We start from the raw sequence: 20,024 nt of genomic DNA on the forward strand, positions 1-20,024 counted from the left end.
TCAGGCCGCGCTTTCCAGAACATCGGCCATGACCTCCGGGTCGATCGCGTGCAGGCCCGACAGAAATTCCCGCGCGCTGCGGTCCCAGCTGAAGCTGCGGCCATAGGCGGCGCAGGCCGCCCGGTCGCAGGACAGCGCCTGTGCGATCGCCGCGCCCAGATCCTCCGCCAGCGCGCCCGTCTCCGGCGTCACGATATCGACCGGCCCCGTCACCGGATAGGCCGCAACCGGCGTGCCGCAGGCCAGCGCCTCGATCATCACCAGCCCGAACGTATCGGTGCGGCTGGGGAAGACGAAGACATCCGCCCCGGCATAGGCACCGGCCAGTTCCGTGCCGAACATCGATCCCAGAAAACGCGCCTGCGGATAGGCCCGCTCCAGCGCCGCGCGCGCTGGCCCGTCGCCCACCACGACCTTGGTGCCCGGATGATCGGTGGCCAGAAAAGCCTCCAAATTCTTCTCGACCGCCACGCGCCCGACATAGAGCATGATCGGCCGGGGCAGATCCGCAAAAACCGCCGGTGCCGCCGCAGCGGGCGCAAAGGCGGTCAGGTCCACCCCCCTGCCCCATGGCCGCACCTTGGGCAGGCCATGCGCGCGAAGCTGCTCGCGCACCGACCGGGTCGACACCAGCACCGCCTGCGCCGGCCCATGGAACCAGCGGATATAGCGCCAGAACCAGGCAGCCGGCAGCCCAGTCCGCTGCGCCACATAATCGGGAAAATGGGTGTGATAGGCCGTCGTGAACGGCACCCCGCCGCGCAGGCACCAGCGCCGCGCCGCCAGACAGAGCGGCCCTTCGGTCGCCAGATGCACGGCATCGGGCCGGAACGCCGCGATCGCCTGCCCCACCACGCCCGGCCGCACCAGCGCCAGCCTTATTTCGGGATAGGTCGGACAGGGAATGGAGCCATAAAGATCGGGCGAGATCACCTCAACCACATGCCCCATCCGTTCCAGTTCGGCCCGGATCGTCTGGAGCGTGCGCACCACGCCATTGACCTGCGGCGACCAGGCATCGGTAACGATCGCTATGCGCATGGGAAAGCCCCCCAGTCACTCGTCATTGCGAGCGAAGCGAAGCAATCCAATGGCGCACCGTGGATTGCTTCGCTCCGCTCGCAATGACGAAATTTCATCTGAATAGCCGCCTCAAGCCGCCATCCGCGCCTTGGCGTCCAGTTCGTCCCGCTCCCGCTTGGCGATCTCGTCGGCCCAATGCAGCACTTCCATCTGCCCGTCGCCATGCTCGACCAGCGCGGTGCAGCCCTCCACCCAGTCGCCGTCATTATAATATTCTATGCCCTCGATCTCGCGCATCTCGGCATTGTGGATATGGCCGCACACCACCCCGTCGACACCGCGCGTCCCGGCTTCATGCGCCACCACTTCCTCGAAGCGGGAGATGAAGGACACGGCGTTCTTGACCTTGTGCTTGGCCATCTTGCTCAGCGACCAATAGGGCAGCCCCATGCGCTGCCGCACCGCGTTCACGACCACATTCAGCCGCATCAGCGTGGTGTAGGCCGCGTCCCCGACGAAGGCGAGCCAGCGATGCGCCAGCATGATCGTGTCGAACTCGTCGCCATGCAGCACCAGCAGCTTGCGCCCGTCCGCTGTCTGGTGGATCGCCTTGCGCCGGATTTCCACGCCGCCAAAGCTCATGCCGGTGAACTGCCGGAACATCTCGTCATGATTGCCGGGGATATAGACGACCCGCGTGCCGCGCTTGGCCCGCTTCATCAGGCGCCACACCACGTCATTATGGCTGGCCGGCCAGTAGAAGCGCTTCTTCAGCCGCCATCCGTCGATGATGTCGCCCACCAGATAGATGGTGTCGCTGTCCACATTATCCAGAAAGTCGATCAGCATCGCCGCATTGCAGCCGCGCGTGCCAAGGTGAATGTCCGAAATCCAGATGGTGCGATAGCGGCGCCGCTGCCCTTCCCGCTCAGGGATATGGAAACGATCGTCCGCGCCCTCTTCCAGCTCGCCCAGAAAGGGCAGGCGCGTAATGGCATTCATGCTGCGATCCCCAAAGATCAATGTCCTCGGGAGCGATTCCTTAAGCCCGCAATGTTACAGTTCCGAAGGAAATATGACGGAAATGCTACGATTTCCGGGGGTTTTACGGAAGGATTACGCCTTATTTTCTTCGTCATGCTGAACTTGTTTCAGCATCCATCGTGCAGCACCGACCTTCGCTCAATTTGGAGAAATGGACCCTGAAACAAGTTCAGGGTGACGTTTCCCTTTTGTCATCGGCAGCTTTGGGAAGTCGGCTCAAAACCTTTGGCTCATCGGGATCGACATACCCCTTGCAATCGCATTGGGAGGTCGTGCACCACATTTCGCCATCACCATCCCAATGATAGCCAATCAGGTGCCCGCAACGCTTGCAGCCTTCGGGTTCGCTCATGATGCCCCCCTCAAACCACCAGCACGATCTTCCCGAAATGTTCGCCCGCATCCATCCGCGCATGCGCCTTGGCCGCATCGACCAGCGCAAACCGCTGATCCATCGCCGGCCGCAACTTCCCCTCGCCGACGAAGCTCCACACGGTCCGCATCAGCTCATCCGCGACCAGGCTCTTGAACCCGCTCGACCGCGCGCGCAGCGTCGATCCGGTGATGGTCAGCCGCTTCGTCATCACCGCCGGAATGAACAGGCTCGTCTTCGCCCCGCCCAGCACCGCGATCGACACATGCCGCCCATCTTCGGCCAGACAGTCCAGATTGCGCGGCACATAATCGCCGCCCACCATGTCCAGCACCGCCTGACATCCCTGCCCGCCGGTGATCCGCTTCACTTCCGCGACATAATCCTGGGTCTTGTAATTGATCGCATGATCCGCGCCCCAGTCCTTCGCCTGCGCGCACTTCTCGTCCGACCCGCAGGTGACGATGATGGTCACGCCGAACAGATTGCACAGCCGGATCGCCATCGTCCCGATGCCGCTGGTGCCGCCATGGACCAGCACTATGTCGCCCTCCACGGCATAGGCGCGCTCGAACAGGTTCGTCCAAACCGTAAACAGCGTCTCGGGCAGCGCCGCCGCCTCCGCCAGATCATAGCCGTCGGGCACCGGCAGACATTGCCCCGCAGGCGCCACCGCATATTCCGCATAGCCCCCGCCCGCCAGCAGCGCGCAGACCTTCTGCCCGATCAGCGCATCCGCGCCGCTCCCGGCCGCGACGATCGTGCCGGCCACTTCCAGCCCCGGAATGTCGGAAGCGCCCGGCGGCGGCGGATATTTGCCCTGCCGTTGCAGCACGTCGGGCCGGTTCACGCCCGCCGCCGCGACCTTGATCAGCACCTCGCCCGGCCCCGGCACCGGCACCGGCCGCGTTTCGGGCACCAATGCTTCGGGACCACCCGGCGCGGCGATGCCGATCGCCGTCATTTCGGTTGGCACCTTTAATCCGTCCGCCATAGAGCCGCCCCCGCAAGCTGTCATCATGCTGCACCGCATCAAAATCGACAGTCGGAGCGCGCGACCTTATTGACAGAGTGGGCGACAGGGTCAACATTGCGATTCATGGACTTGGAAGACTATCTGCCGCGAAAGGGAGATGATCCGCTGGCCCGCCTGCTGACACAGGATCTGGGGCCGCTCTCCGTGGCTGAACTGGAAAGCCGCGTCGCCGCCCTCGAAGCGGAGATCGCGCGCACCAAAGCGAAGATTGAAGGCGCCGTTAACCACAAGGCAACTGCCGAGGCGCTATTCAAGAGATGAACCGGCGCCATGCTCCTAACGAATTATATCGTTCATCCGGGCATGGGCAGTCTGGCAATTCCGGCGGTCGGGGGCACGCCCTTGATCCGTCGTCGAGCAATGCCGACATAGGGTTCAAGGTCGCTCCCGATGGGAGCTTGGAGTAAAAGAATATGCCTTCATTCGCACCCGCCCTTGAAACCACCCTGCACAATGCGCTGACCCATGCGTCGGAGCGCAAGCATGAATATGCCACGCTGGAGCATCTCCTCCTGGCATTGATAGATGACGAACATGCGTCAAAGGTGATGCAGGCCTGCGGCGTGGAACTGGGCGAACTGGGCGACGCCGTCACCCATTATCTCGACACCGAACTGGACAGCCTGAAGGTCGAAGGGGCGTCGGACCCCTCCCCCACCAGCGGCTTCCAGCGCGTGGTCCAGCGCGCCATCCTGCACGTCCAGTCGTCCGGCAAGGATGAAGTGACCGGCGCCAACGTCCTGGTCGCGCTCTTTTCCGAACGCGAATCCTATGCCGTCTACTTCCTGCAACAGCAGGATATGAGCCGCCTCGATGCCGTGAGCTTCATCAGCCATGGCGTCGGCAAGGGCACGCCCGCGCCCGAGCGTCAGGAGACCAAGGGCACCGCCGAGGAGGAAAAGAAGGTGCAGGACGGTAAAGGCAAGAAGGACAGCGCCCTCGACCAGTTCACCGTCAACCTCAATGAAAAGGCGGATCGCGGCAAGGTCGATCCGCTGATCGGCCGCACCGCCGAAGTCGAACGCACGATCCAGATCCTGTGCCGCCGGTCGAAGAACAACCCGCTCTATGTGGGGGATCCGGGCGTCGGCAAGACCGCGATCGCCGAAGGCCTCGCCCGCAAGATCATCGAAGGCGAAGTGCCCGACGTGCTCAAGGACGCCGTCATCTACTCGCTCGACATGGGCGCGCTGCTGGCCGGCACCCGCTATCGCGGCGATTTCGAGGAGCGCTTGAAGGCGGTCGTCACCGAACTGGAAAAAATGCCGCACGCGGTCCTCTTCATCGATGAGATCCATACGGTGATCGGCGCCGGCGCGACCAGCGGCGGCGCGATGGATGCGTCGAACCTGCTCAAGCCGGCTCTGTCGGGCGGCACGATCCGCTGCATCGGATCGACTACCTACAAGGAATTCCGCAATCACTTCGAAAAGGACCGCGCGCTGCTGCGCCGGTTCCAGAAGATCGACGTCAACGAGCCCACGATCGAGGACACGATCAAGATTCTCGCCGGTCTGCGCACCGCGTTCGAGGATCATCATCATGTCAAATATACGCCGGACGCGATCAAGGCAGCGGTGGAACTGTCGGCCCGCTACATCAACGACCGCAAATTGCCGGACAAGGCGATCGACGTGATCGATGAAGTCGGCGCGATGCAGATGCTGGTGGTGCCCTCCAAGCGCAAGAAGACGATCACGCCCAAGGAGATCGAGCAGGTCATCGCGACCATGGCCCGCATTCCCCCCAAGACCGTGTCGTCCGACGACAAGAGCGTGCTGGAATCGCTGACCACCGATTTGAAGCGCGTCGTCTTCGGTCAGGACAAGGCGATCGAGGTGCTGTCCTCCGCAATCAAGCTGTCGCGCGCCGGCCTGCGCGATCCCGACAAGCCGATCGGCAACTATCTCTTCTCCGGCCCCACCGGCGTCGGCAAGACGGAGGTGGCGCGCCAACTCGCGACCCTGCTCGGCATCCCGCTCCAGCGCTTCGACATGTCGGAATATATGGAACGCCATTCGGTCAGCCGCCTGATCGGCGCCCCTCCGGGCTATGTCGGCTATGATCAGGGCGGCCTGCTGACCGACGCGGTCGACCAGAATCCGCACAGCGTGCTGCTGCTCGATGAAATCGAAAAGGCGCATCCGGACCTGTTCAACATCCTGTTGCAGGTGATGGACAATGGCCGCCTGACCGATCATCACGGCAAGACCGTCGATTTCCGCAACACCATCCTCATCATGACCACCAATGCCGGTGCGTCGGACATGGCGAAGGAATCGATCGGTTTCGGCGAACTGACCCGCGAGGATGTGCAGGAAGACGCGGTGAAGAAGCTCTTCACCCCCGAATTCCGCAACCGCCTCGATGCGATCGTGCCCTTCGGCTATCTGCCGCCGGAAATCGTCGCCCGCGTCATCGACAAGTTCGTGCTGCAACTCGAACTGCAACTGGCCGACCGCGACGTCCACATCACGCTGGACGAAGACGCCAAGGCATGGCTCACCAAGAAGGGCTATGACAAGCTCTATGGCGCGCGCCCGATGGGCCGCCTGATGCAGGAAAAGATCAAGCAGCCGCTGGCCGAGGAACTGCTCTTCGGCAAGCTGGTCCATGGCGGCGAAGTCCATGTCCATATGAAGGACGATGCCGACGGCGTTTCAGCCCTCGCCTTCCAGATCACCCCCGCTGCTCCTAAAAAGGGCAAAAAGGGCGGCAAGGCCAAGACGACCGAAGGCACGAAATAAGCGCCTTCTCACGCAAAACGAAAAGGGCGGCCCGAAACGGCCGCCCTTTCTTCCTTCAAACCTTCTCCCTTGAGGGAGAAGGATACGAAGCCTTGGCAGCTTGCTGCCTAGGCGAAGTTGGATGAGGGGGTAGCAGCCTTGCCTTCCCGCAAGCCCCCGCTAGTTTCGCTCCAAATGCGCCTCAAGCACCGCCTCTACAATCTGCGCCGCCGCCTTTTCGGCTCCTGGTCGATCGACGATCCGCGCCCCATTCAGGCCGATGCACCCTACACCTATTTCCTGCCTCCTCCCAATGAGATTGCCGCCCTCCGCCCCGGTGATCTGGTCAAGCTCGTCATCCGCAGCCATCCCCCCGGTCTCGAATGGGACGCCGAACGCATGTGGGTAGAGGTAAAGACGATCGCGCCAGACGGCTGGAGCGGCGCCTTGGCAAATACGCCCTTCGACATGCCCCAATTGCACGAAGGCAGCCTCATTCGGTTCCACCCCTTCCACATCATCGACCTCCTCTTTGAAGGCGATCGCGACATACCGCCCCGACCGGCCCGACGCGAATATTGGGACCGCTGCCTGGTCGACAGTTGTGTGCTCGATGAGGGCGTCCCGGTCTATTATGTCTATCGCGAAGAGCCGGACATGACCGACGAGAAGGACAAATATCCCGACAGCGGTTGGCGCATCAGGGGCGACTATCGCGACCTGACCGACGAGGAACTGGAAGCCCGCCCCTTCCAATATATCGCCATCGGCAAGGTGCTGAACGCCGATGATAGCTGGCTGCACCTGATCGACAGCCCGATCGGATCGGCATGGCTGCGCAACTTCGAAACCGGCGCCTATGAACCGCTCGATGAAGAGGGCGGCCATGGCGACGCCTGAAGCCATCCTCCTCCTCCACGGTTTCGGCGGCCATCCGCTCCAGACCGCCCTGCTCGCCCGCCGCCTGCGCGCCAAGGGCTTCGATGTCGCGAATATCGGCTATCCCAGCTGGCGCTGGCCCATCGACCGCGTGCTGGACCATCTGCACCGCCGCCTTACAGCTTCCCCCGTCAGCGCTGCGAAGACGCTCCATTGCGTCGGCCATTCCATGGGCGGCCTGATGCTGCGCGCCTATATCGCCCGCCATCGCCCCGAAAATCTCGGCCGCGTGGTGATGCTCGGCACACCTAACGACGGCAGCGAAATCGCCGACCTGCTCTACCGCCTGCGCCTGCACCAGCCGATCCTGAACCATGCCGGCGCTCTCCTCCGCACCCGCCGCGACGCCGCAACGGAGGCGCGCTTCGGCGCCATCGACTATCCCGTCGGCGTCATCGCCGGCGATCGCCCGATGATCGGCGCCCTCCCCAACCACATCTTCCGAGCCCCCAATGACGGCAAGGTCAGCGTCGCCGCCACCCATGTTGCGGGCCAGAGCGACCATCTCACCCTGCCCGTCGCTCACACCGCCATGATCTACAGCCAGCCCGTCGCCGATCAGATCGCCCATTTCCTGCGCGAAGGATGTTTCAAGCGGCCATCTCAGCCCCATCTTCAACAAATGGGCAAAGCGCTATAATGGTAGATCCCGTCGATCATGCAGGATCGAAAATGGCCAAAGCACTGACCTTTCCCGAATTGCTGATGCGGACCGCCAGGCAGAAAATCGACGCCGCCAAGGCTCGGAACGCAACAGATGGCGGCGCGGAAAAACCCAAAGAGGTCATTCTTGCCGCTTGCAAAGCGATCGCCGATCATCTGGTCGAAGACGGCTTTGCCTTTCGGAAAAGCGGCCCCGATCTGATCCGCAAAGCGGGCGACCTGACATTCCGCATCCATTTTCAGTCGGACCGCAATAATGTCGCGGGTCGACGGGCCGCGATATGGATTCACGCCGTCGCAAGTTCGGACCATTTGGCGGAGTGGCGCCTCGCCCATCCCCTGCCATGGAATGGTGCGGGCAAAGCCAGTCTGGGCATGATATCAGGCGGCCAGATTGGCAATCTTCTGCATCACCCCAAGTGGATGGAATGGGATTTCGCCAATCCTCACAAACGCCAGCACCGCATCAACGATGCGGCAGCGACCATCAGGGCCATTATCCTGCCTTTCTTCGCATTATTTGATAGGCCCGCACTCGCCGTCGACACGCTTCTTCAGCGCCCCGCCTTGAGGCAAACCTCCATCATAGAATATGCGTTCGCGATGCTTGGCCGTGATGCGGCTATGGCGGCCATGCACGACTATCTTGCGGCCAACCCTGTCATTCAGTCGCGCTACAAGACAGCCCTTGCCCATGCCCGCAGCCATGGCCCCGCGCACCATGCGGGCGACATGGCGCAGGAATTGGCTGCAATCACCCTTCTGCACAGGCTTGATCAGCCATAGGGTCACCCCCCCTCCCACCCCACGCCATTCTCTGCTACACAGCGTCATCCCAGAAAAAAGGTCGCATCTCTTCCACAACGGTCAAGGAACAGATGTCGTGCATAAAATTCTGACTTCGCGCCCCGCTCGCGTCGCGCTTCTTGTCGCATCCCTCACCCTTCTCGCCGTGCCGTCCACCAGCCAGCAGGCGTCAGGCCCGGTCGCCCGCTACACCATCGACGCAGGCACCATGTCCGGCATGGCGGCCATGGGCGGCGGAGGCGGCGGCATGGGCGCCGCCATGGGCATGATGATGGGCGGCCGCGGCACGCAGGCCATGCATGAACTGGTGCTGCGCCTCGGTTCCACCCGCGCGCCCGCCAGCGGCGCGCCGGCCGCCGATCATTTCCTGCCCGTCGGCGTCGGCCTTGGCGCCTCCGTCCCGCTCGTCACCCCGCGCATCGTCCCCAGCGAGGAACAGGCCATCCCCGGCGAAAAGCCCAAGGGCCGCCTGCTTCTCTACTGGGGCTGCGGCGCCACGCCCGGCCCCGGCCAGCCGATCGTCATCGATTTCGCGAAAGTCGCTAAAGGCCAGATGCCCCCCGGCCTCTACATGACCGGTGCCGCCATCCCGCAGGAATGGCAGGTCCGCGCCTCCAACAGCAAAACCTATGGCGACTGGCCCAATGGCCAGACGCGCAAGATGGTCCCCGCCAACGCGTCCCTGCTGGGCGACCACCGCATCGGCGGCAATTACAGCCCCGACATCGCCTTCAATCTGAAACAGGATTTCATGCCCACCATCACCGGTCGCGCCAGTCCGGGCGCGGGCGGCGCTACGGAGCTTAGCTGGAACGCGCTGCCACAGGCGACCGGCTATTATGCCTGGGTGTTCGGCGCGAAGGAAAATGGCGATATGGTCTGGTGGGCCTCCTCCGCCAGTCAGGCCTTTGGCGGCCCGGTCTGGGACTGGATCTCCCCAGCCTCGGTGCAGAAGCTCATCGGGCAGAAAATCGTCATGCCGCCCAGCCAGACAAGCTGCACCGTCCCCGCCGCCGTGGGGCAAGCGGGCGAGGACATGCTGATGGGCAGCCTCTACGCCTATGGCCCGGAAGCCAACTTCGCCTATCCGCCGCGCCCCGCCGATCCCAAGATCGCCTGGAAGCCCGAATGGATCGCCCGCGTCCGCTATCGCGCCAACACGATGTGGATGCTGAACGGCCCGGATATGGGCGCAATGATGGGCGAAGCCAGCGATGACGAAGCCGATGCGGGCGACGCCCCCGCCCAGCCGAAGAAAAAGAAAAAATGCGGCGGCGGCCTCGGCGGCATGCTGAGCGGCGCCATGGGCGTGGGCTGTTAGTCGTATAAGCAACGTGCTCCTGCGCAGGCAGGAACCCGGTTGCGACCTTTCAACCGCGCTCGCACCTGGCGCATTGAGCCTTAGATAAGACCCGTTCGCCCTGAGCCTGTCGAAGGGCGCGCGTGCCCTTCGACAGGCTCAGGGCGAACGGACGTCAAAGACATTCCGATGGACCGTGAGTTGCGCCGGGCTGCAAGCCGCGCCACCTTGCCGCCATCCCGATTCAGGAGAGCGCCCGATGACCCTCGACCTCGTCTTCTACACAAACCCCATGTCGCGCGGACAGATTGCCCGCTGGATGCTGGAGGAGGTCGGCGAAGTCTATGAAACGGTGCTGCTCGGCTATGGCACGACGATGAAGGCGGCCGACTATCGCGCCATCAACCCGATGGGCAAGGTGCCCGCCATCGTCCATCGGGGGAAGGTCGTCACCGAATGCGCCGCCATCTGCGCCTATCTGGCCGATGCCTTTCCCGCCGCCAATCTCGCCCCGCCGGTCGACCAGCGCCATGCTTATTATCGCTGGCTCTTCTTCGCCGCCGGCCCGGTCGAAGCCGCCGTCACCAACAAGGCGCTGGGCTTCGTCCTTCCCGAAGGGCGCGAGCGCACCGCTGGCTATGGCAGTTTCGACGATACGATCGACGCGCTGGAAAGCGCGGTTTCAGGCGACGGCTGGATTTGCGGCGATCAGTTCACCGCCGCGGACGTCTATGTCGGGTCGCAGATCGATTGGGGCCTGATGTTCAAATCCATCCCCACCCGCCCCGCCTTCGAAGCCTATGCCGCCCGCCTGCGCGCCCGCCCCGCCTATCAGCGGCAGAAAGAAATCGACGGCGCCCTGATCGCCGAAATGCAGAAACAGGGCTGATCCCCGGCACCACGTGCTCCTGCGAAGGCAGGAGCCCAGTCCAGACCTTCGCGCCATATCCCGGCAGACGCGGCAACACCCAGCACAATAACAAAAAAGGCCCGGCGGATCGCTCCACCGGGCCTTTCCCATTTCGCTCTCGCGCCTGTCGATCAGCGACGATCGCCGAACAGGCGCAGCAGGAACATGAACATGTTGATGAAGTCGAGATAGAGGTTCAGCGCCCCCATCACCACCGACTTGCCCATCATGTCGGTGCCCGCGACCTGCGCATAGATGCCCTTGATCTTCTGCGTGTCATAGGCGGTCAGACCGGCGAAGATCAGCACGCCCAGCGCGCTGATCACCAGGCTCATCAGCCCCGACTGGAAGAAAAGATTGATCAGGCTGGCCACGAACAGGCCGACCACACCCATGATCAGGAAGGTGCCGAAGCCCGACAGATCCTTCTTGGTGGTATAGCCCCACAGGCTCAGCCCCGCAAAGGCTGCCGCCGTCGCGAAGAAGGTCTGCGCGATCGACATCTGCGTATAGACCAGGAAGATCGACGACATCGACAGGCCCATCACTGCGGCAAAGGCCCAGAACAGCATCTGCATCGTCGCCGTCGACAGGCGGGCGATGCCGAAACTCATCACCATGACGAACGCCAGCGGCGCGAACATCAGGACATATTTCAGAATGCCGGGACCAGCGAGGATCTGCAACGCCAACCCGCTCGACGCGAACAGCATCGCGACGACGCCGGTCAGCAGCACGCCGCTCGCCATATAATTATAGACCGACAGCATATAGCGGCGCAGCCCGGCGTCGAAAGCCTCGCCGCGCGCGGCAGAGGCGCCGCCAAAGCCCGCAATGTCGGAACGGGGATCGGACCAGTTGGCCATGAAATTCTTCTCCTTCACCGGCATCTCTCTCGCCGGCATTCCCCATTATCGGCGCAACCGCGCTTCACTTCAAGCCAAACCCGCATCCTGAACGCTTCGTCACGAAGCGGACAGGCAAAGACATCGCATTCGGCTTGGGGCGAGGCATGGAAAGCAAGCCACGAAAAACACGCAAACCCACCCCCACCACACCGTCATCCCCGCGCAGGCGGGAATCCATCTCGCCCCACTGCACCTTGCCGTCAGACTGAGGGATAGGCTCGCGATTTCGCGGACATGACGACAAGGGGGTGATTAGCGGACGTTATGCGCGGGCGTGAAGAACCATCCCAACGGGCAGTGTCAGCAATAGAAATGCAGCAAGGCCGGTAAATGCCACGAACCAATTTCCTCCGGCCATGCCTAAGATGATCGGCAACCCAACGAGCATCACAACAATTTGGGAGTAAAATAAAATCAACAAATAAGATTGGGAATTTAACTCTGAAATCTGTCGCGCGTCGCAGGCCCTGCATCTTGCTATACATCTGCGTCGCAGACTTCCGAGCGCACCAACCCGCGCAGATTTTTCGCCGCATGATGCGCATCTAGCATTAACGCTCAGACCTAACATACACGAACTCCTACCTGTGTGAAACCTTGTCACACCGGATATCGACTGTCCACAGATGGTCGTTTTTACCCGTCATGCCAACGAAAGCTGGCATCTCAGGCGGAGGCGCGCTGTAATTGACGAGGTGCTGTTCCAGCCTCATCTCGCCATCGCCGGAGACCCCAGCGTTGGCCTTTGGCCGCCCTTCGGGTCGCTGGGGTGACGGAAGGAGGATGGCCGCATTCTAACGATAACGTTGCGCGCGTAACCGTCCGCAAATGGTCGCCTTATGTCGAAGGCAAATATTATGTTCGCGCAAAGGCGCAGACAAAGCAAAGCAGGTTGATACGCGCCTCTGCGCTCTCTGCGCCTCTGCGCGAAATCTTCCTTCATCTTTCACGCGGAGGCGCGGGGACGCGGAGGGGTTGCGCTCCCCCCTCCGCGTCCCCGCGTGAACAAAATGCACTGCCCTCGACGCCGCTCCAGCAAACTCCGACTTATGCATCCCCCCCAAAACAAAACATCCCCCAACCGTCGCAAATCCCCCTATACCCACCCCATGCACCGCCTGTTCGTCGCCATCCGCCCGCCCGCTGATCAGCGCGCCTATCTTATCTCCCTCATGGCCGGGGTCGATGGCGCCCGCTGGCAGGATGACGCCCAACTTCACCTCACCCTGCGCTTCATCGGCGAAGTCGATCGCCACGGGGCCAACGATATTGCCGATGTGCTGACCGGCATCCGCTTCGCATCGTTCGACATCCGCCTGTCTGGCGTGGGCAGTTTCGATCGCAAGGGCGTGGTCGACACGCTCTGGGCCGGCGTCCAGCCGCGCGATCCGCTCGCGGCCCTGCACAAGAAGATTGACCGCGCCTGCGTCTCGACCGGTCTGGAGCCGGAAAGCCGCGCCTATCTGCCCCATGTCACGCTCGCCCGCTTCGGCCGCAACGGGGCCTTCATCGATCCCTTCCTCGCCCGTCATGCCGGCCTTGCCGCCGCACCCTTCCGCGTCGACGGCTTCACCCTCTATGAAAGCCGGATCGGCCATGGCGGCGCGACCTATCATCCGATCGAAGACTATCCCGCCACCGCCTGAACGACAAAAGGCCCCGGACCGCCATCATGGGCGATCCGGGGCCTTTTGCTCATAACTCGCCCGAAGGCCCTTTTACTTGGCCGACAGCACGCCGCATGCCGCACGCCCACCGGCATTGCCGGTCGGGTCAGTCTGATAATCGTCAGCCTGCGCATGGATCACGATCGCCGCGCCATCGGCATCCAGCAACGGCGTGGCGCCTTCGCTGATGGTCCCTGCGGGCACGATATATTCGATCGCGCCGGTGCCGTCCGGGCCGACCGTCATATTGGGCATGTCGCCCATATGCGGACCGGCCGGATTATCCTTGCCATGCTTGTGCGCGGTCGGGTTCCAGTGACCGCCCGCGCTGGTGAAGTCGGGGCCGACGCACTGGCCGGTCGTATGGATATGCACCGCATGAATGCCGGGCGTCACGCCCACCGCCTTCACCAGCACATGCAGCCCGTCCGCTGCCTGTGTGACGGTGGCGGTGCCGCGCGCGGCGCCATCGCCCGCCGCCAGCTTGGCCGAAGCGGTGGGGGCAGCAGCGCTGTCGCCAGTGGTGGCACAGGCGGACGCCGCAAGGGCAAGAGGCAAAGCGGCAAGAAGCGGAACGATTTTCATGACAAACTCCCGGGAAAGGGCAAGGCCGCTACGCGAACGCGGCACGACGCTTTTTGTTGCCCATTCGCACCGATTTGTCACGCCCCTAACCTACTGATTTTCATTAGCCCAACCCTGCCCACTCCCCTGTCCCGCTGCTCAGGCCGCCGCCGGCACCGCCGCTTCCGCCCGCCGCAACTGCATCAGCCGCCGCCGCGCCCGGATCGCGCCTGCATCCGTCTCCAATATCGCCGGCCGCGCGTCCCAGAAATCCTGCCCGTTGAGCGCCGCCTGCGCCGCCTCGATCATCGGTTCATCCTCCTCGACGAACACCTGCCGCGCCAGCGCCGCCGCTTCGGGCGTCGCTTCATGGTCATAGAAATAATGCGAACTTTCCTGCGATTCCGGCGTGATGATATGGGGATTGGTCATTTGCGGGATCAGCATATCCCCGCGCCCGCTCCCGGCCCGCGCCAGTCCGACCGTCAGCGCCATACTGGCCGGCGCATGCCAACGCATATGCAGCCACTGGTCGATCCGCTCGCCCGGCGCCAGCATCGGCTCCGCCCACATCGGCGCGGCGACATCGGTCATGTCCCAATTATTCCAGATCGCGCCGCTCTCGTCCTTCATCACCGACTGCCGCCCGGCAAAGATCGACCCGTTCACGCCAAAGCTTTTCACATGCAGGAATTCGGCATGGGTCAGGTCCATCAGATTGTCGGTCAGCAATTCATAATGGCCCCGGATGACCATGCTGCTGCGCTGCATCCCCGGCCGGTCGACAAAGGCGAAATCGGGGATCAGCGCCGGATCGGCCTTGTCGACCTCCCCCGGCCAGAACCACAGCCCGCGATGCCGATGCACCACCGGCATGGTCCGCGCCCGCACATGCGCGGGCGGCGGCGCGGGAAAGGGATTGTGGACGCACGCCCCGCTGCGATCGAAGCCCAGCCCATGATAGGGGCAGTGGATCACCCCCGCCTCGTCCAGCCGCCCCTTGCTCAGCGGCACGAACCGATGGGGACAGCGATCGATCAGCATCGCATAGCCGCCATCGGGCAGCCGCGCGATCAGCCATTGTTCGTCCAGCAGGCGGCGCGACAGCATCCCGCTCTCGGGCACCTCATGGTCCCAGGCCGCCATATACCAGAGATTGCGCACATAGTCCGACATCATCCTCTCCCATTGACTTTCGGAAGATGGCAGCCGGCGAAAAACAGGCAGCGCCGCTTCCATCCCGAAGGACTGCCCCCGATCGGGGCAAAGCGGCCTGCAGCATGACGCGCGGATACCCCGCATCGTCTTCCCAAACGCGACCAAAGGCCGCGCTACCAGGCTGAGGGATTTGTAATTGGAATTTATATTCCAGTCAACCTCGCATCCGCGCCCGCCAAAATGACGCGCGGATAAATTCCCTCGCACATGAAATGGCAGCTAACTGTCATTTCTCGCGTCAAGGATACCGGTCAGTTGAACAAATGAGCGGAGCGCAACGTCAGCTCAAAGCAGCATCCCATTTCCGTCACCCCAGCGAAAGCTGGGGTCTCAGGCAACTGCGGGATAGACTTGAATAAGCGCCACGCTCAACCTGCTCGCGCCGTCGCCTGAGATGCCAGCCTTCGCTGGCATGACATGTACGACCAATTGTCGCTATTTACGCCCCGTTCGTCCGGCCTCCAAAACCGGACTTTGGCTTAGGCTTCGTCCGCCGTCAGTTGGCTCTCGCTGTAAAGCTGCAATGTGGCGGCGCGCTGTTCTTCGCGCGTGACATGGACGATCAGCGTGTCTGCAAGTTCAACATTGGGGTGCGATGCGCAGTTTCCAGCGAACCAGAGCGCTTCTGACAGCGGTTCTTTATCATGCCATGTCGTCATTACAAATCTGTCGTCCGGTATATCTCCGAAGTCAAAAGCTTCTAAGACTGTCCAATCCACGGCATCGTGCCACTCCTCACACGCAACACCCCAAGCGATAAAGTATAGGCATCCGCTACCCAATAGCCACGATGCTACTTCATCCCGCCAAACTTGGTTTACCGCCTGTTCGGCAATCAAAACGACCCGGTAAGGCCGAGCCTCTACGCGAGACAGAGCATGGTCGGGTGATAGATGCAGATAATCCAGCGTCATCGCGCAAACCTAATCTCGTCTCGATCCAGTGCAAGCAGAACGGCAATTGTCAACAGCGCGTGACTAAAAACAGGCCGTTCGCAGACCACCTGAACCGGCCCACACTGCGCCCATCCATCCCCTACCGCTTGGGCCACACCCATCGCGGCGAATCGGCATCCTCGGCGCGGGTTTCGCCCAGTTGTTTCGCCAGCCGGATTTCCTCTATCCCCCCGTCGCGCCGCAGCCCCTGGATCAGCCTTTCGCTGTGCGACACCAGGATGATCTGCGTCCGTGCCGACGCGCGCACCAGCAATCGGGCCAGCGGCGCCAGCAGCGAGGGATGCAGGCTCGCCTCCGGTTCGTTCAGCACCATGATGTCGGGCGGCCGCGGCGACAGCAGCGCCGCCGACAGCAACAGATAGCGCAGCGTCCCGTCCGACAATTCCCGCACATGCAGCGGCCGCAGCAAGCCGGGCTGGCGCATTTCCACCACGCCATGGTCATCGCCGCCCTGCACTAACACCTGGCAACCGGGAAAAGCATCCTCGATCGTCTCTTCCAGTTCCTCCCGCTCGCCAATCGCCAATATGGTGGCGATCGCGGCGGCCAGATCGCCGCCATCGCTGGCCAGCACCGGCGTATAGGTCATCACCTGCGGCCGCCGCGCCGGCGCGTCCGCATCGGTGCGCAGATTGTCGTAAAAGCGCCAGTTGCGCATCCGCTCCCGCATCAGCAGCAATTCCAGCCCATCGGCCGGATCGGCGCAATGGGTCACCATGCTGTCAAAGGCGGAAAGTTCGCCGGAGGCATGCCGCCATTCCCCGCTATCGGCCCGACGCAGGCTGACCAGAGGCCCCCGCCGCTCGGCAAAGAGATTGGCGCGCCCCAGCATCTCGCCGGTCCACATCGCCTCGGCCTTGATTTCCGGGTCGCGCTGGAAAGGATGGGTCGGGTCCGGCAATCCCAGATCGACCGCATAGCCGAAATCCGCACCGGCAAAGCCCAGCCGCAGACTGACCGGCCCCGTTCGCACCGTCCCCTGCACCGCCTGCCGGCCGCTCAGCATCTCCCGGCTGAACCGCTCCGGCCCCGCCCACAGCGTAGAGGATAGCCCACCCTCCGCCGCCAGCGACGCGACCAGTCGCCCCTGCGCCGTTTCCGCCAGCAACCGCAGCGCGCGATAGAGGCTCGACTTGCCGCTGCCATTGGCGCCCGTGATCAGGGTGAGTTGCCCCACATCCAGCACCACATCGCGCAGGGACCGATATCCCGAAACCGCCAGCCGCGTAATCAGCAACGCCTTCTCCCTGCCCTGCCCCGATCGGCAACTGATGCTACCCGGATCACCCAGGCAACGGATACTCCATGCCCGCCATCAGGCAAAGCCGCGGCCCCAACCACCGACGGCCCGATATCGCAGCGACGTCGCAACGCACCCCCCTCCACGCCGGAACAGTCATTTGCGATAGGCTCTATCCGCCCGACGCCAGCAAAAGGCCCTCTCAGTAAGGCGCACAAGCTGTACTATGGAACCGGAATTGGGACGAGCGGTGAAAACTCGGAGAGGTTCCCAAGGCAGGTTGCAAGAATGCGTGCATCTTCATGGCCGTGCTCGGCATACAGGTTCGTACAATATCGAATGATGCGGGTCCTAAGCTGCGGATCGCTTGCGACCTCCCGCTCCCGAAGCGAAAGTCGACTTTGGTCTGTCATCTTCTGCTGCGCTTTCGAAATATCGATGGCGAAGAAAACAGCTTGCACCGCTTCGTCCTGCTTGCGGGCGCAGGCTGGATCAACAGATCCGTTGCGATAGCAGTATCGATAGCCCCTCTCTCGCAGGTCTCTGAGCCATGGATCGTCCCGAAACAGGCGGGCCCACATCGGCGGCAGAAGCTTGTCTTCAGCCTTCTGAGCCCGAGAAATTTCCAGCGTCGATGGGTTGGACACAGGACGCGGTTTAGCGATCAGATAGCCTGCTACGAACCCCATTGCAGCCGCAATTGTCAGGGGCAGGATATGAACGGCCTTCATTGGTCAATTATGCAGCAATGCTGTGAATCAGCAATCGGCATCATCGAACCTCTGCCGGCAAACCGATCCACCACCCGCAACGAAAAAGGGGCCAGTCTTGCGACTGGCCCCTCTTCTGCTTTCCATCCCGAAGGACGGAAAATCCGATTACATGCCCGCGCCGGGACCGTAGCTGATTTCCACGCGACGGTTCTGGACTTCGCGAACACCGTCCGCGGTTTCGACGCGCGGCTTCGATTCACCGAAGGCCTGGGTGGTCATCACGCCGTCAGGGATACCCTTCGAGGCGAGATAAGCCTTGGTCGCGTCAGCGCGGCGCTGCGACAGGCCGACGTTGTACGATGCCGAACCCGACTTGTCCGCGTGACCTGCCAGCATGACCTGCGCACTGCCGCAGCTGCTGTAGGCCGAAACCGCGTTGTCGAGAATGGTGGCGGCGTCAGGCGTGATGTCCGACTTGTCCCATTCGAAGAACACGATGTACGGTCCGGGGTTGCACTCCACAGCCGGCGGAGGCGGCGGCGGGGGAGGCGGCGGGGGCGGCGGCGGCGGGGGAGGCGGCGGCGGCGGAGCCGCTTCAGCCGGAGCGCCGAAGTTGTAGGTCAGGCCGAGCAGCAGGCTGTGCGTGCGCAGCTTGGTCTTGATCGTGTCGCCGGCATCCGCAACTGCGGTGGTGTAAGCCGGGATCAGCTTGATATCGTCCTGGTTGAAGAAACGATACTTCAGCGAGACGTCGACATTGCTGGTGACCGGGTAACGAACGCCAGCAATCGCCTGCCAGGCGAAGCCGGTGTCGCTGTCGTTCACGATGTCGCTGGCCAGCTTGCCGCGCGAAACGCCGACACCGCCGCCGACAAAGCCCTGAAGGCCATCGTCGGGACCGAAGTCGAGCAAGCCGTTCAACATGAACGACAGAGCCGAGGCTGCACCACCGAAGCCGCTCTGGCTCAGGTCAACCTTGGCGCGCTTGTAAGCCGATTCCGCTTCCAGGCGGAAACCGCCGAAATCGTAACCGATATTGGCGTCGAAATCATATCCCTTATGGAAATCGACCGAACCGCCGGCATCGACGCCGTTTACGGTTGCGTTCTGGTCTTCCACAAGCAGGACGCCGGCGTCGACGCCAACGTACCAGCTGTTGTCGCGCGCGAAGGCCGGGCTGGCCAGGACGCTAGTCGCAAGAGCAGCCGCGAGGGCAAGCTTCCGCATTTGGTTTCCCCTTTCAAGAGTGTCACGAAGGACTGCTGAAACCCTGTATCCGCAAGAAGGTTTCATAGCAAGTCCACAATTAGTGAAACCGTTGCAAAAATAACGCACTAGCCCGCCTTCTGACGTCTCGACAGGCTAATGGGAAGGAATCCTAGACTATTGACGCACCACCGCAACAAGAAAAGCATATTAGCGTAATATTAGGCTACAATCAGCCCATGTGCGCGCAGGGCTGACAGAATGGCCGCCAATGTTGTTCGCGCCTCGACATCGATAACGCTCCCTCCCCCCGGAGCCGGGATCGCTGCCTGACGGGCGGCAATCACACGCTGATCGTCCACATACAGGCCATCACTTCGCACCGCACCGTCGCGCCAGTCCGTCCCGTCATGAAAAAGCCGGTGCCCCCGGTCGGCGACATCCATCGCCATGCCCGCGCGCGCCGTCACGAACCGCCATCCACCCTCGCTCCAGCAGGCGATCGCCCCCGCCTGCCCGGCCCATGCCCCGCTGGCCCCCGCCGCCACGATCCAGCATTGTCCGATTTCCGGCGCGCTTGGCGGGCTCGCCACGTCCGCGCTCTCCGCCCGCCCATGCAGCAGCGCGTCGACCAAAGTCAGCGCCTCATTGTGAAAGACTTCCTTCTGCGCCTGCCCGGCAAACAGCAAAGGCAGCGCCCATCGCGGCGTCATATCCATGATCATAGTCCC

21 protein-coding genes are annotated in these 20,024 nt (G+C 62.8%); 8 read left to right on the forward strand and 13 right to left on the reverse strand.

The features are described 5' to 3' along the window. The 4 genes from BMX92_RS15840 to BMX92_RS15850 all read right to left on the reverse strand — a co-directional run bounded on the left by BMX92_RS15840 (position 1) and on the right by BMX92_RS15850 (position 3,434). Positions 1 to 1,041, reverse strand: a complete 1,041-nt coding sequence (locus BMX92_RS15840) for a glycosyltransferase family 4 protein (RefSeq protein WP_093018216.1) — start codon at positions 1,039 to 1,041, stop codon at positions 1 to 3. Positions 1,042 to 1,152: 111 nt separating this feature from the next. Continuing rightward, entirely contained in the window at positions 1,153 to 2,025 is an 873-nt protein-coding gene (locus BMX92_RS15845; protein WP_093018376.1) for a UDP-2,3-diacylglucosamine diphosphatase, read from the reverse strand. A 211-nt stretch (positions 2,026 to 2,236) separates the two neighbouring features. Next, the gene (locus tag BMX92_RS26970) at positions 2,237 to 2,419 is read right to left on the reverse strand and encodes a hypothetical protein (protein WP_143066804.1); all 183 of its coding nucleotides are present in this window, start codon (positions 2,417 to 2,419) and stop codon (positions 2,237 to 2,239) included. A gap of 10 nt (positions 2,420 to 2,429) precedes the next feature. After that, positions 2,430 to 3,434: an NAD(P)H-quinone oxidoreductase gene (locus BMX92_RS15850; RefSeq protein WP_093018218.1), complete on the reverse strand. Its 1,005-nt coding sequence runs from the start codon at positions 3,432 to 3,434 to the stop codon at positions 2,430 to 2,432. A 105-nt stretch (positions 3,435 to 3,539) separates the two neighbouring features. Here BMX92_RS15850 and BMX92_RS15855 point away from each other — a divergent pair, with 105 nt between their 5' ends. The 4 genes from BMX92_RS15855 to BMX92_RS15870 all read left to right on the forward strand — a co-directional run bounded on the left by BMX92_RS15855 (position 3,540) and on the right by BMX92_RS15870 (position 7,781). Further along, positions 3,540 to 3,737: a DUF1192 domain-containing protein gene (locus tag BMX92_RS15855; protein ID WP_093018220.1), complete on the forward strand. Its 198-nt coding sequence runs from the start codon at positions 3,540 to 3,542 to the stop codon at positions 3,735 to 3,737. A gap of 152 nt (positions 3,738 to 3,889) precedes the next feature. Beyond that, on the forward strand, positions 3,890 to 6,223 hold the full coding sequence (gene clpA, locus BMX92_RS15860; RefSeq protein WP_093018222.1) for an ATP-dependent Clp protease ATP-binding subunit ClpA: 2,334 nt from the start codon (positions 3,890 to 3,892) through the stop codon (positions 6,221 to 6,223). A gap of 174 nt (positions 6,224 to 6,397) precedes the next feature. After that, on the forward strand, positions 6,398 to 7,102 hold the full coding sequence (locus BMX92_RS15865) for an immunity protein Imm33 domain-containing protein (protein ID WP_093018224.1): 705 nt from the start codon (positions 6,398 to 6,400) through the stop codon (positions 7,100 to 7,102). Continuing rightward, positions 7,089 to 7,781, forward strand: a complete 693-nt coding sequence (locus BMX92_RS15870; protein WP_093018226.1) for an esterase/lipase family protein — start codon at positions 7,089 to 7,091, stop codon at positions 7,779 to 7,781. The genes BMX92_RS15865 and BMX92_RS15870 overlap by 14 nt, the downstream gene beginning before the upstream one ends. Here BMX92_RS15870 and BMX92_RS27385 read toward each other — a convergent pair. Then, positions 7,757 to 8,140 carry a hypothetical protein gene (locus BMX92_RS27385; protein ID WP_177185082.1) on the reverse strand — a complete coding sequence of 128 codons (384 nt, stop codon included), beginning with the start codon at positions 8,138 to 8,140 and terminating at the stop codon, positions 7,757 to 7,759. The two genes, BMX92_RS15870 and BMX92_RS27385, sit on opposite strands and share 25 nt — an antisense overlap. Positions 8,141 to 8,179: 39 nt before the next feature. Here BMX92_RS27385 and BMX92_RS27390 point away from each other — a divergent pair, with 39 nt between their 5' ends. The 3 genes from BMX92_RS27390 (at position 8,180) to BMX92_RS15885 (ending at position 10,800) form a co-directional block, all read left to right on the forward strand. Continuing rightward, positions 8,180 to 8,590, forward strand: a complete 411-nt coding sequence (locus BMX92_RS27390) for a hypothetical protein (RefSeq protein ID WP_177185083.1) — start codon at positions 8,180 to 8,182, stop codon at positions 8,588 to 8,590. Between the two features lie 97 nt (positions 8,591 to 8,687). Further along, positions 8,688 to 9,932, forward strand: coding sequence for a hypothetical protein (locus BMX92_RS15880; protein ID WP_093018230.1), 1,245 nt, complete (start codon positions 8,688 to 8,690; stop codon positions 9,930 to 9,932). A 238-nt stretch (positions 9,933 to 10,170) separates the two neighbouring features. Continuing rightward, entirely contained in the window at positions 10,171 to 10,800 is a 630-nt protein-coding gene (locus BMX92_RS15885; protein WP_093018232.1) for a glutathione S-transferase family protein, read from the forward strand. 152 nt (positions 10,801 to 10,952) lie between these two features. Here the strand turns inward: BMX92_RS15885 and BMX92_RS15890 are convergent, their stop codons facing one another. Next, positions 10,953 to 11,687, reverse strand: a complete 735-nt coding sequence (locus BMX92_RS15890; protein ID WP_093018378.1) for a Bax inhibitor-1/YccA family protein — start codon at positions 11,685 to 11,687, stop codon at positions 10,953 to 10,955. Positions 11,688 to 12,838: 1,151 nt separating this feature from the next. Here BMX92_RS15890 and thpR point away from each other — a divergent pair. Continuing rightward, positions 12,839 to 13,375 carry an RNA 2',3'-cyclic phosphodiesterase gene (gene thpR, locus BMX92_RS15895; RefSeq protein ID WP_093018234.1) on the forward strand — a complete coding sequence of 179 codons (537 nt, stop codon included), beginning with the start codon at positions 12,839 to 12,841 and terminating at the stop codon, positions 13,373 to 13,375. A 72-nt stretch (positions 13,376 to 13,447) separates the two neighbouring features. Here thpR and BMX92_RS15900 read toward each other — a convergent pair whose 3' ends face one another. The 7 genes from BMX92_RS15900 to BMX92_RS15930 all read right to left on the reverse strand — a co-directional run bounded on the left by BMX92_RS15900 (position 13,448) and on the right by BMX92_RS15930 (position 20,012). Beyond that, positions 13,448 to 13,981 (reverse strand): superoxide dismutase family protein, encoded by a 534-nt coding sequence (locus BMX92_RS15900; protein ID WP_093018236.1) that lies wholly within the window; start codon positions 13,979 to 13,981, stop codon positions 13,448 to 13,450. A gap of 138 nt (positions 13,982 to 14,119) precedes the next feature. Next, positions 14,120 to 15,139, reverse strand: a complete 1,020-nt coding sequence (locus BMX92_RS15905; protein WP_256213465.1) for an aromatic ring-hydroxylating dioxygenase subunit alpha — start codon at positions 15,137 to 15,139, stop codon at positions 14,120 to 14,122. Positions 15,140 to 15,657: 518 nt separating this feature from the next. Then, entirely contained in the window at positions 15,658 to 16,092 is a 435-nt protein-coding gene (locus BMX92_RS15910; RefSeq protein WP_093018238.1) for a DUF7684 family protein, read from the reverse strand. Positions 16,093 to 16,213: 121 nt separating this feature from the next. Next, a complete protein-coding gene (locus tag BMX92_RS15915) occupies positions 16,214 to 17,371 on the reverse strand; it encodes an AAA family ATPase (protein ID WP_218145795.1) in 1,158 nt (385 codons plus the stop codon). Between the two features lie 227 nt (positions 17,372 to 17,598). Further along, entirely contained in the window at positions 17,599 to 18,105 is a 507-nt protein-coding gene (locus BMX92_RS15920) for a hypothetical protein (RefSeq protein ID WP_093018240.1), read from the reverse strand. A 147-nt stretch (positions 18,106 to 18,252) separates the two neighbouring features. After that, positions 18,253 to 19,314 (reverse strand): OmpA family protein, encoded by a 1,062-nt coding sequence (locus BMX92_RS15925; protein WP_093018242.1) that lies wholly within the window; start codon positions 19,312 to 19,314, stop codon positions 18,253 to 18,255. 200 nt (positions 19,315 to 19,514) lie between these two features. Beyond that, positions 19,515 to 20,012, reverse strand: coding sequence for a DUF2793 domain-containing protein (locus BMX92_RS15930; RefSeq protein WP_093018383.1), 498 nt, complete (start codon positions 20,010 to 20,012; stop codon positions 19,515 to 19,517). Positions 20,013 to 20,024 lie beyond the last annotated feature (12 nt).

It is taken from the genome of Sphingobium sp. YR768 (genome assembly GCF_900111125.1).
Taxonomy (GTDB): Bacteria; Pseudomonadota; Alphaproteobacteria; order Sphingomonadales; family Sphingomonadaceae; genus Sphingobium.

What these genes read in the sequence shown, in the direction of transcription:
- BMX92_RS15840 (WP_093018216.1), bottom strand. Translation starts at nt 1,041, where the DNA reads ATGCGCATAGCGATCGTTACCGATGCCTGGTCGCCGCAGGTCAATGGC.
- BMX92_RS15845 (WP_093018376.1), bottom strand. Translation starts at nt 2,025, where the DNA reads ATGAATGCCATTACGCGCCTGCCCTTTCTGGGCGAGCTGGAAGAGGGC.
- BMX92_RS26970 (WP_143066804.1), bottom strand. Translation starts at nt 2,419, where the DNA reads ATGAGCGAACCCGAAGGCTGCAAGCGTTGCGGGCACCTGATTGGCTAT.
- BMX92_RS15850 (WP_093018218.1), bottom strand. Translation starts at nt 3,434, where the DNA reads ATGGCGGACGGATTAAAGGTGCCAACCGAAATGACGGCGATCGGCATC.
- BMX92_RS15855 (WP_093018220.1), top strand. Translation starts at nt 3,540, where the DNA reads ATGGACTTGGAAGACTATCTGCCGCGAAAGGGAGATGATCCGCTGGCC.
- clpA (WP_093018222.1), top strand. Translation starts at nt 3,890, where the DNA reads ATGCCTTCATTCGCACCCGCCCTTGAAACCACCCTGCACAATGCGCTG.
- BMX92_RS15865 (WP_093018224.1), top strand. Translation starts at nt 6,398, where the DNA reads ATGCGCCTCAAGCACCGCCTCTACAATCTGCGCCGCCGCCTTTTCGGC.
- BMX92_RS15870 (WP_093018226.1), top strand. Translation starts at nt 7,089, where the DNA reads ATGGCGACGCCTGAAGCCATCCTCCTCCTCCACGGTTTCGGCGGCCAT.
- BMX92_RS27385 (WP_177185082.1), bottom strand. Translation starts at nt 8,140, where the DNA reads ATGGGCGAGGCGCCACTCCGCCAAATGGTCCGAACTTGCGACGGCGTG.
- BMX92_RS27390 (WP_177185083.1), top strand. Translation starts at nt 8,180, where the DNA reads ATGATATCAGGCGGCCAGATTGGCAATCTTCTGCATCACCCCAAGTGG.
- BMX92_RS15885 (WP_093018232.1), top strand. Translation starts at nt 10,171, where the DNA reads ATGACCCTCGACCTCGTCTTCTACACAAACCCCATGTCGCGCGGACAG.
- BMX92_RS15890 (WP_093018378.1), bottom strand. Translation starts at nt 11,687, where the DNA reads ATGGCCAACTGGTCCGATCCCCGTTCCGACATTGCGGGCTTTGGCGGC.
- thpR (WP_093018234.1), top strand. Translation starts at nt 12,839, where the DNA reads ATGCACCGCCTGTTCGTCGCCATCCGCCCGCCCGCTGATCAGCGCGCC.
- BMX92_RS15900 (WP_093018236.1), bottom strand. Translation starts at nt 13,981, where the DNA reads ATGAAAATCGTTCCGCTTCTTGCCGCTTTGCCTCTTGCCCTTGCGGCG.
- BMX92_RS15905 (WP_256213465.1), bottom strand. Translation starts at nt 15,139, where the DNA reads ATGATGTCGGACTATGTGCGCAATCTCTGGTATATGGCGGCCTGGGAC.
- BMX92_RS15910 (WP_093018238.1), bottom strand. Translation starts at nt 16,092, where the DNA reads ATGACGCTGGATTATCTGCATCTATCACCCGACCATGCTCTGTCTCGC.
- BMX92_RS15920 (WP_093018240.1), bottom strand. Translation starts at nt 18,105, where the DNA reads ATGAAGGCCGTTCATATCCTGCCCCTGACAATTGCGGCTGCAATGGGG.
- BMX92_RS15925 (WP_093018242.1), bottom strand. Translation starts at nt 19,314, where the DNA reads ATGCGGAAGCTTGCCCTCGCGGCTGCTCTTGCGACTAGCGTCCTGGCC.
- BMX92_RS15930 (WP_093018383.1), bottom strand. Translation starts at nt 20,012, where the DNA reads ATGGATATGACGCCGCGATGGGCGCTGCCTTTGCTGTTTGCCGGGCAG.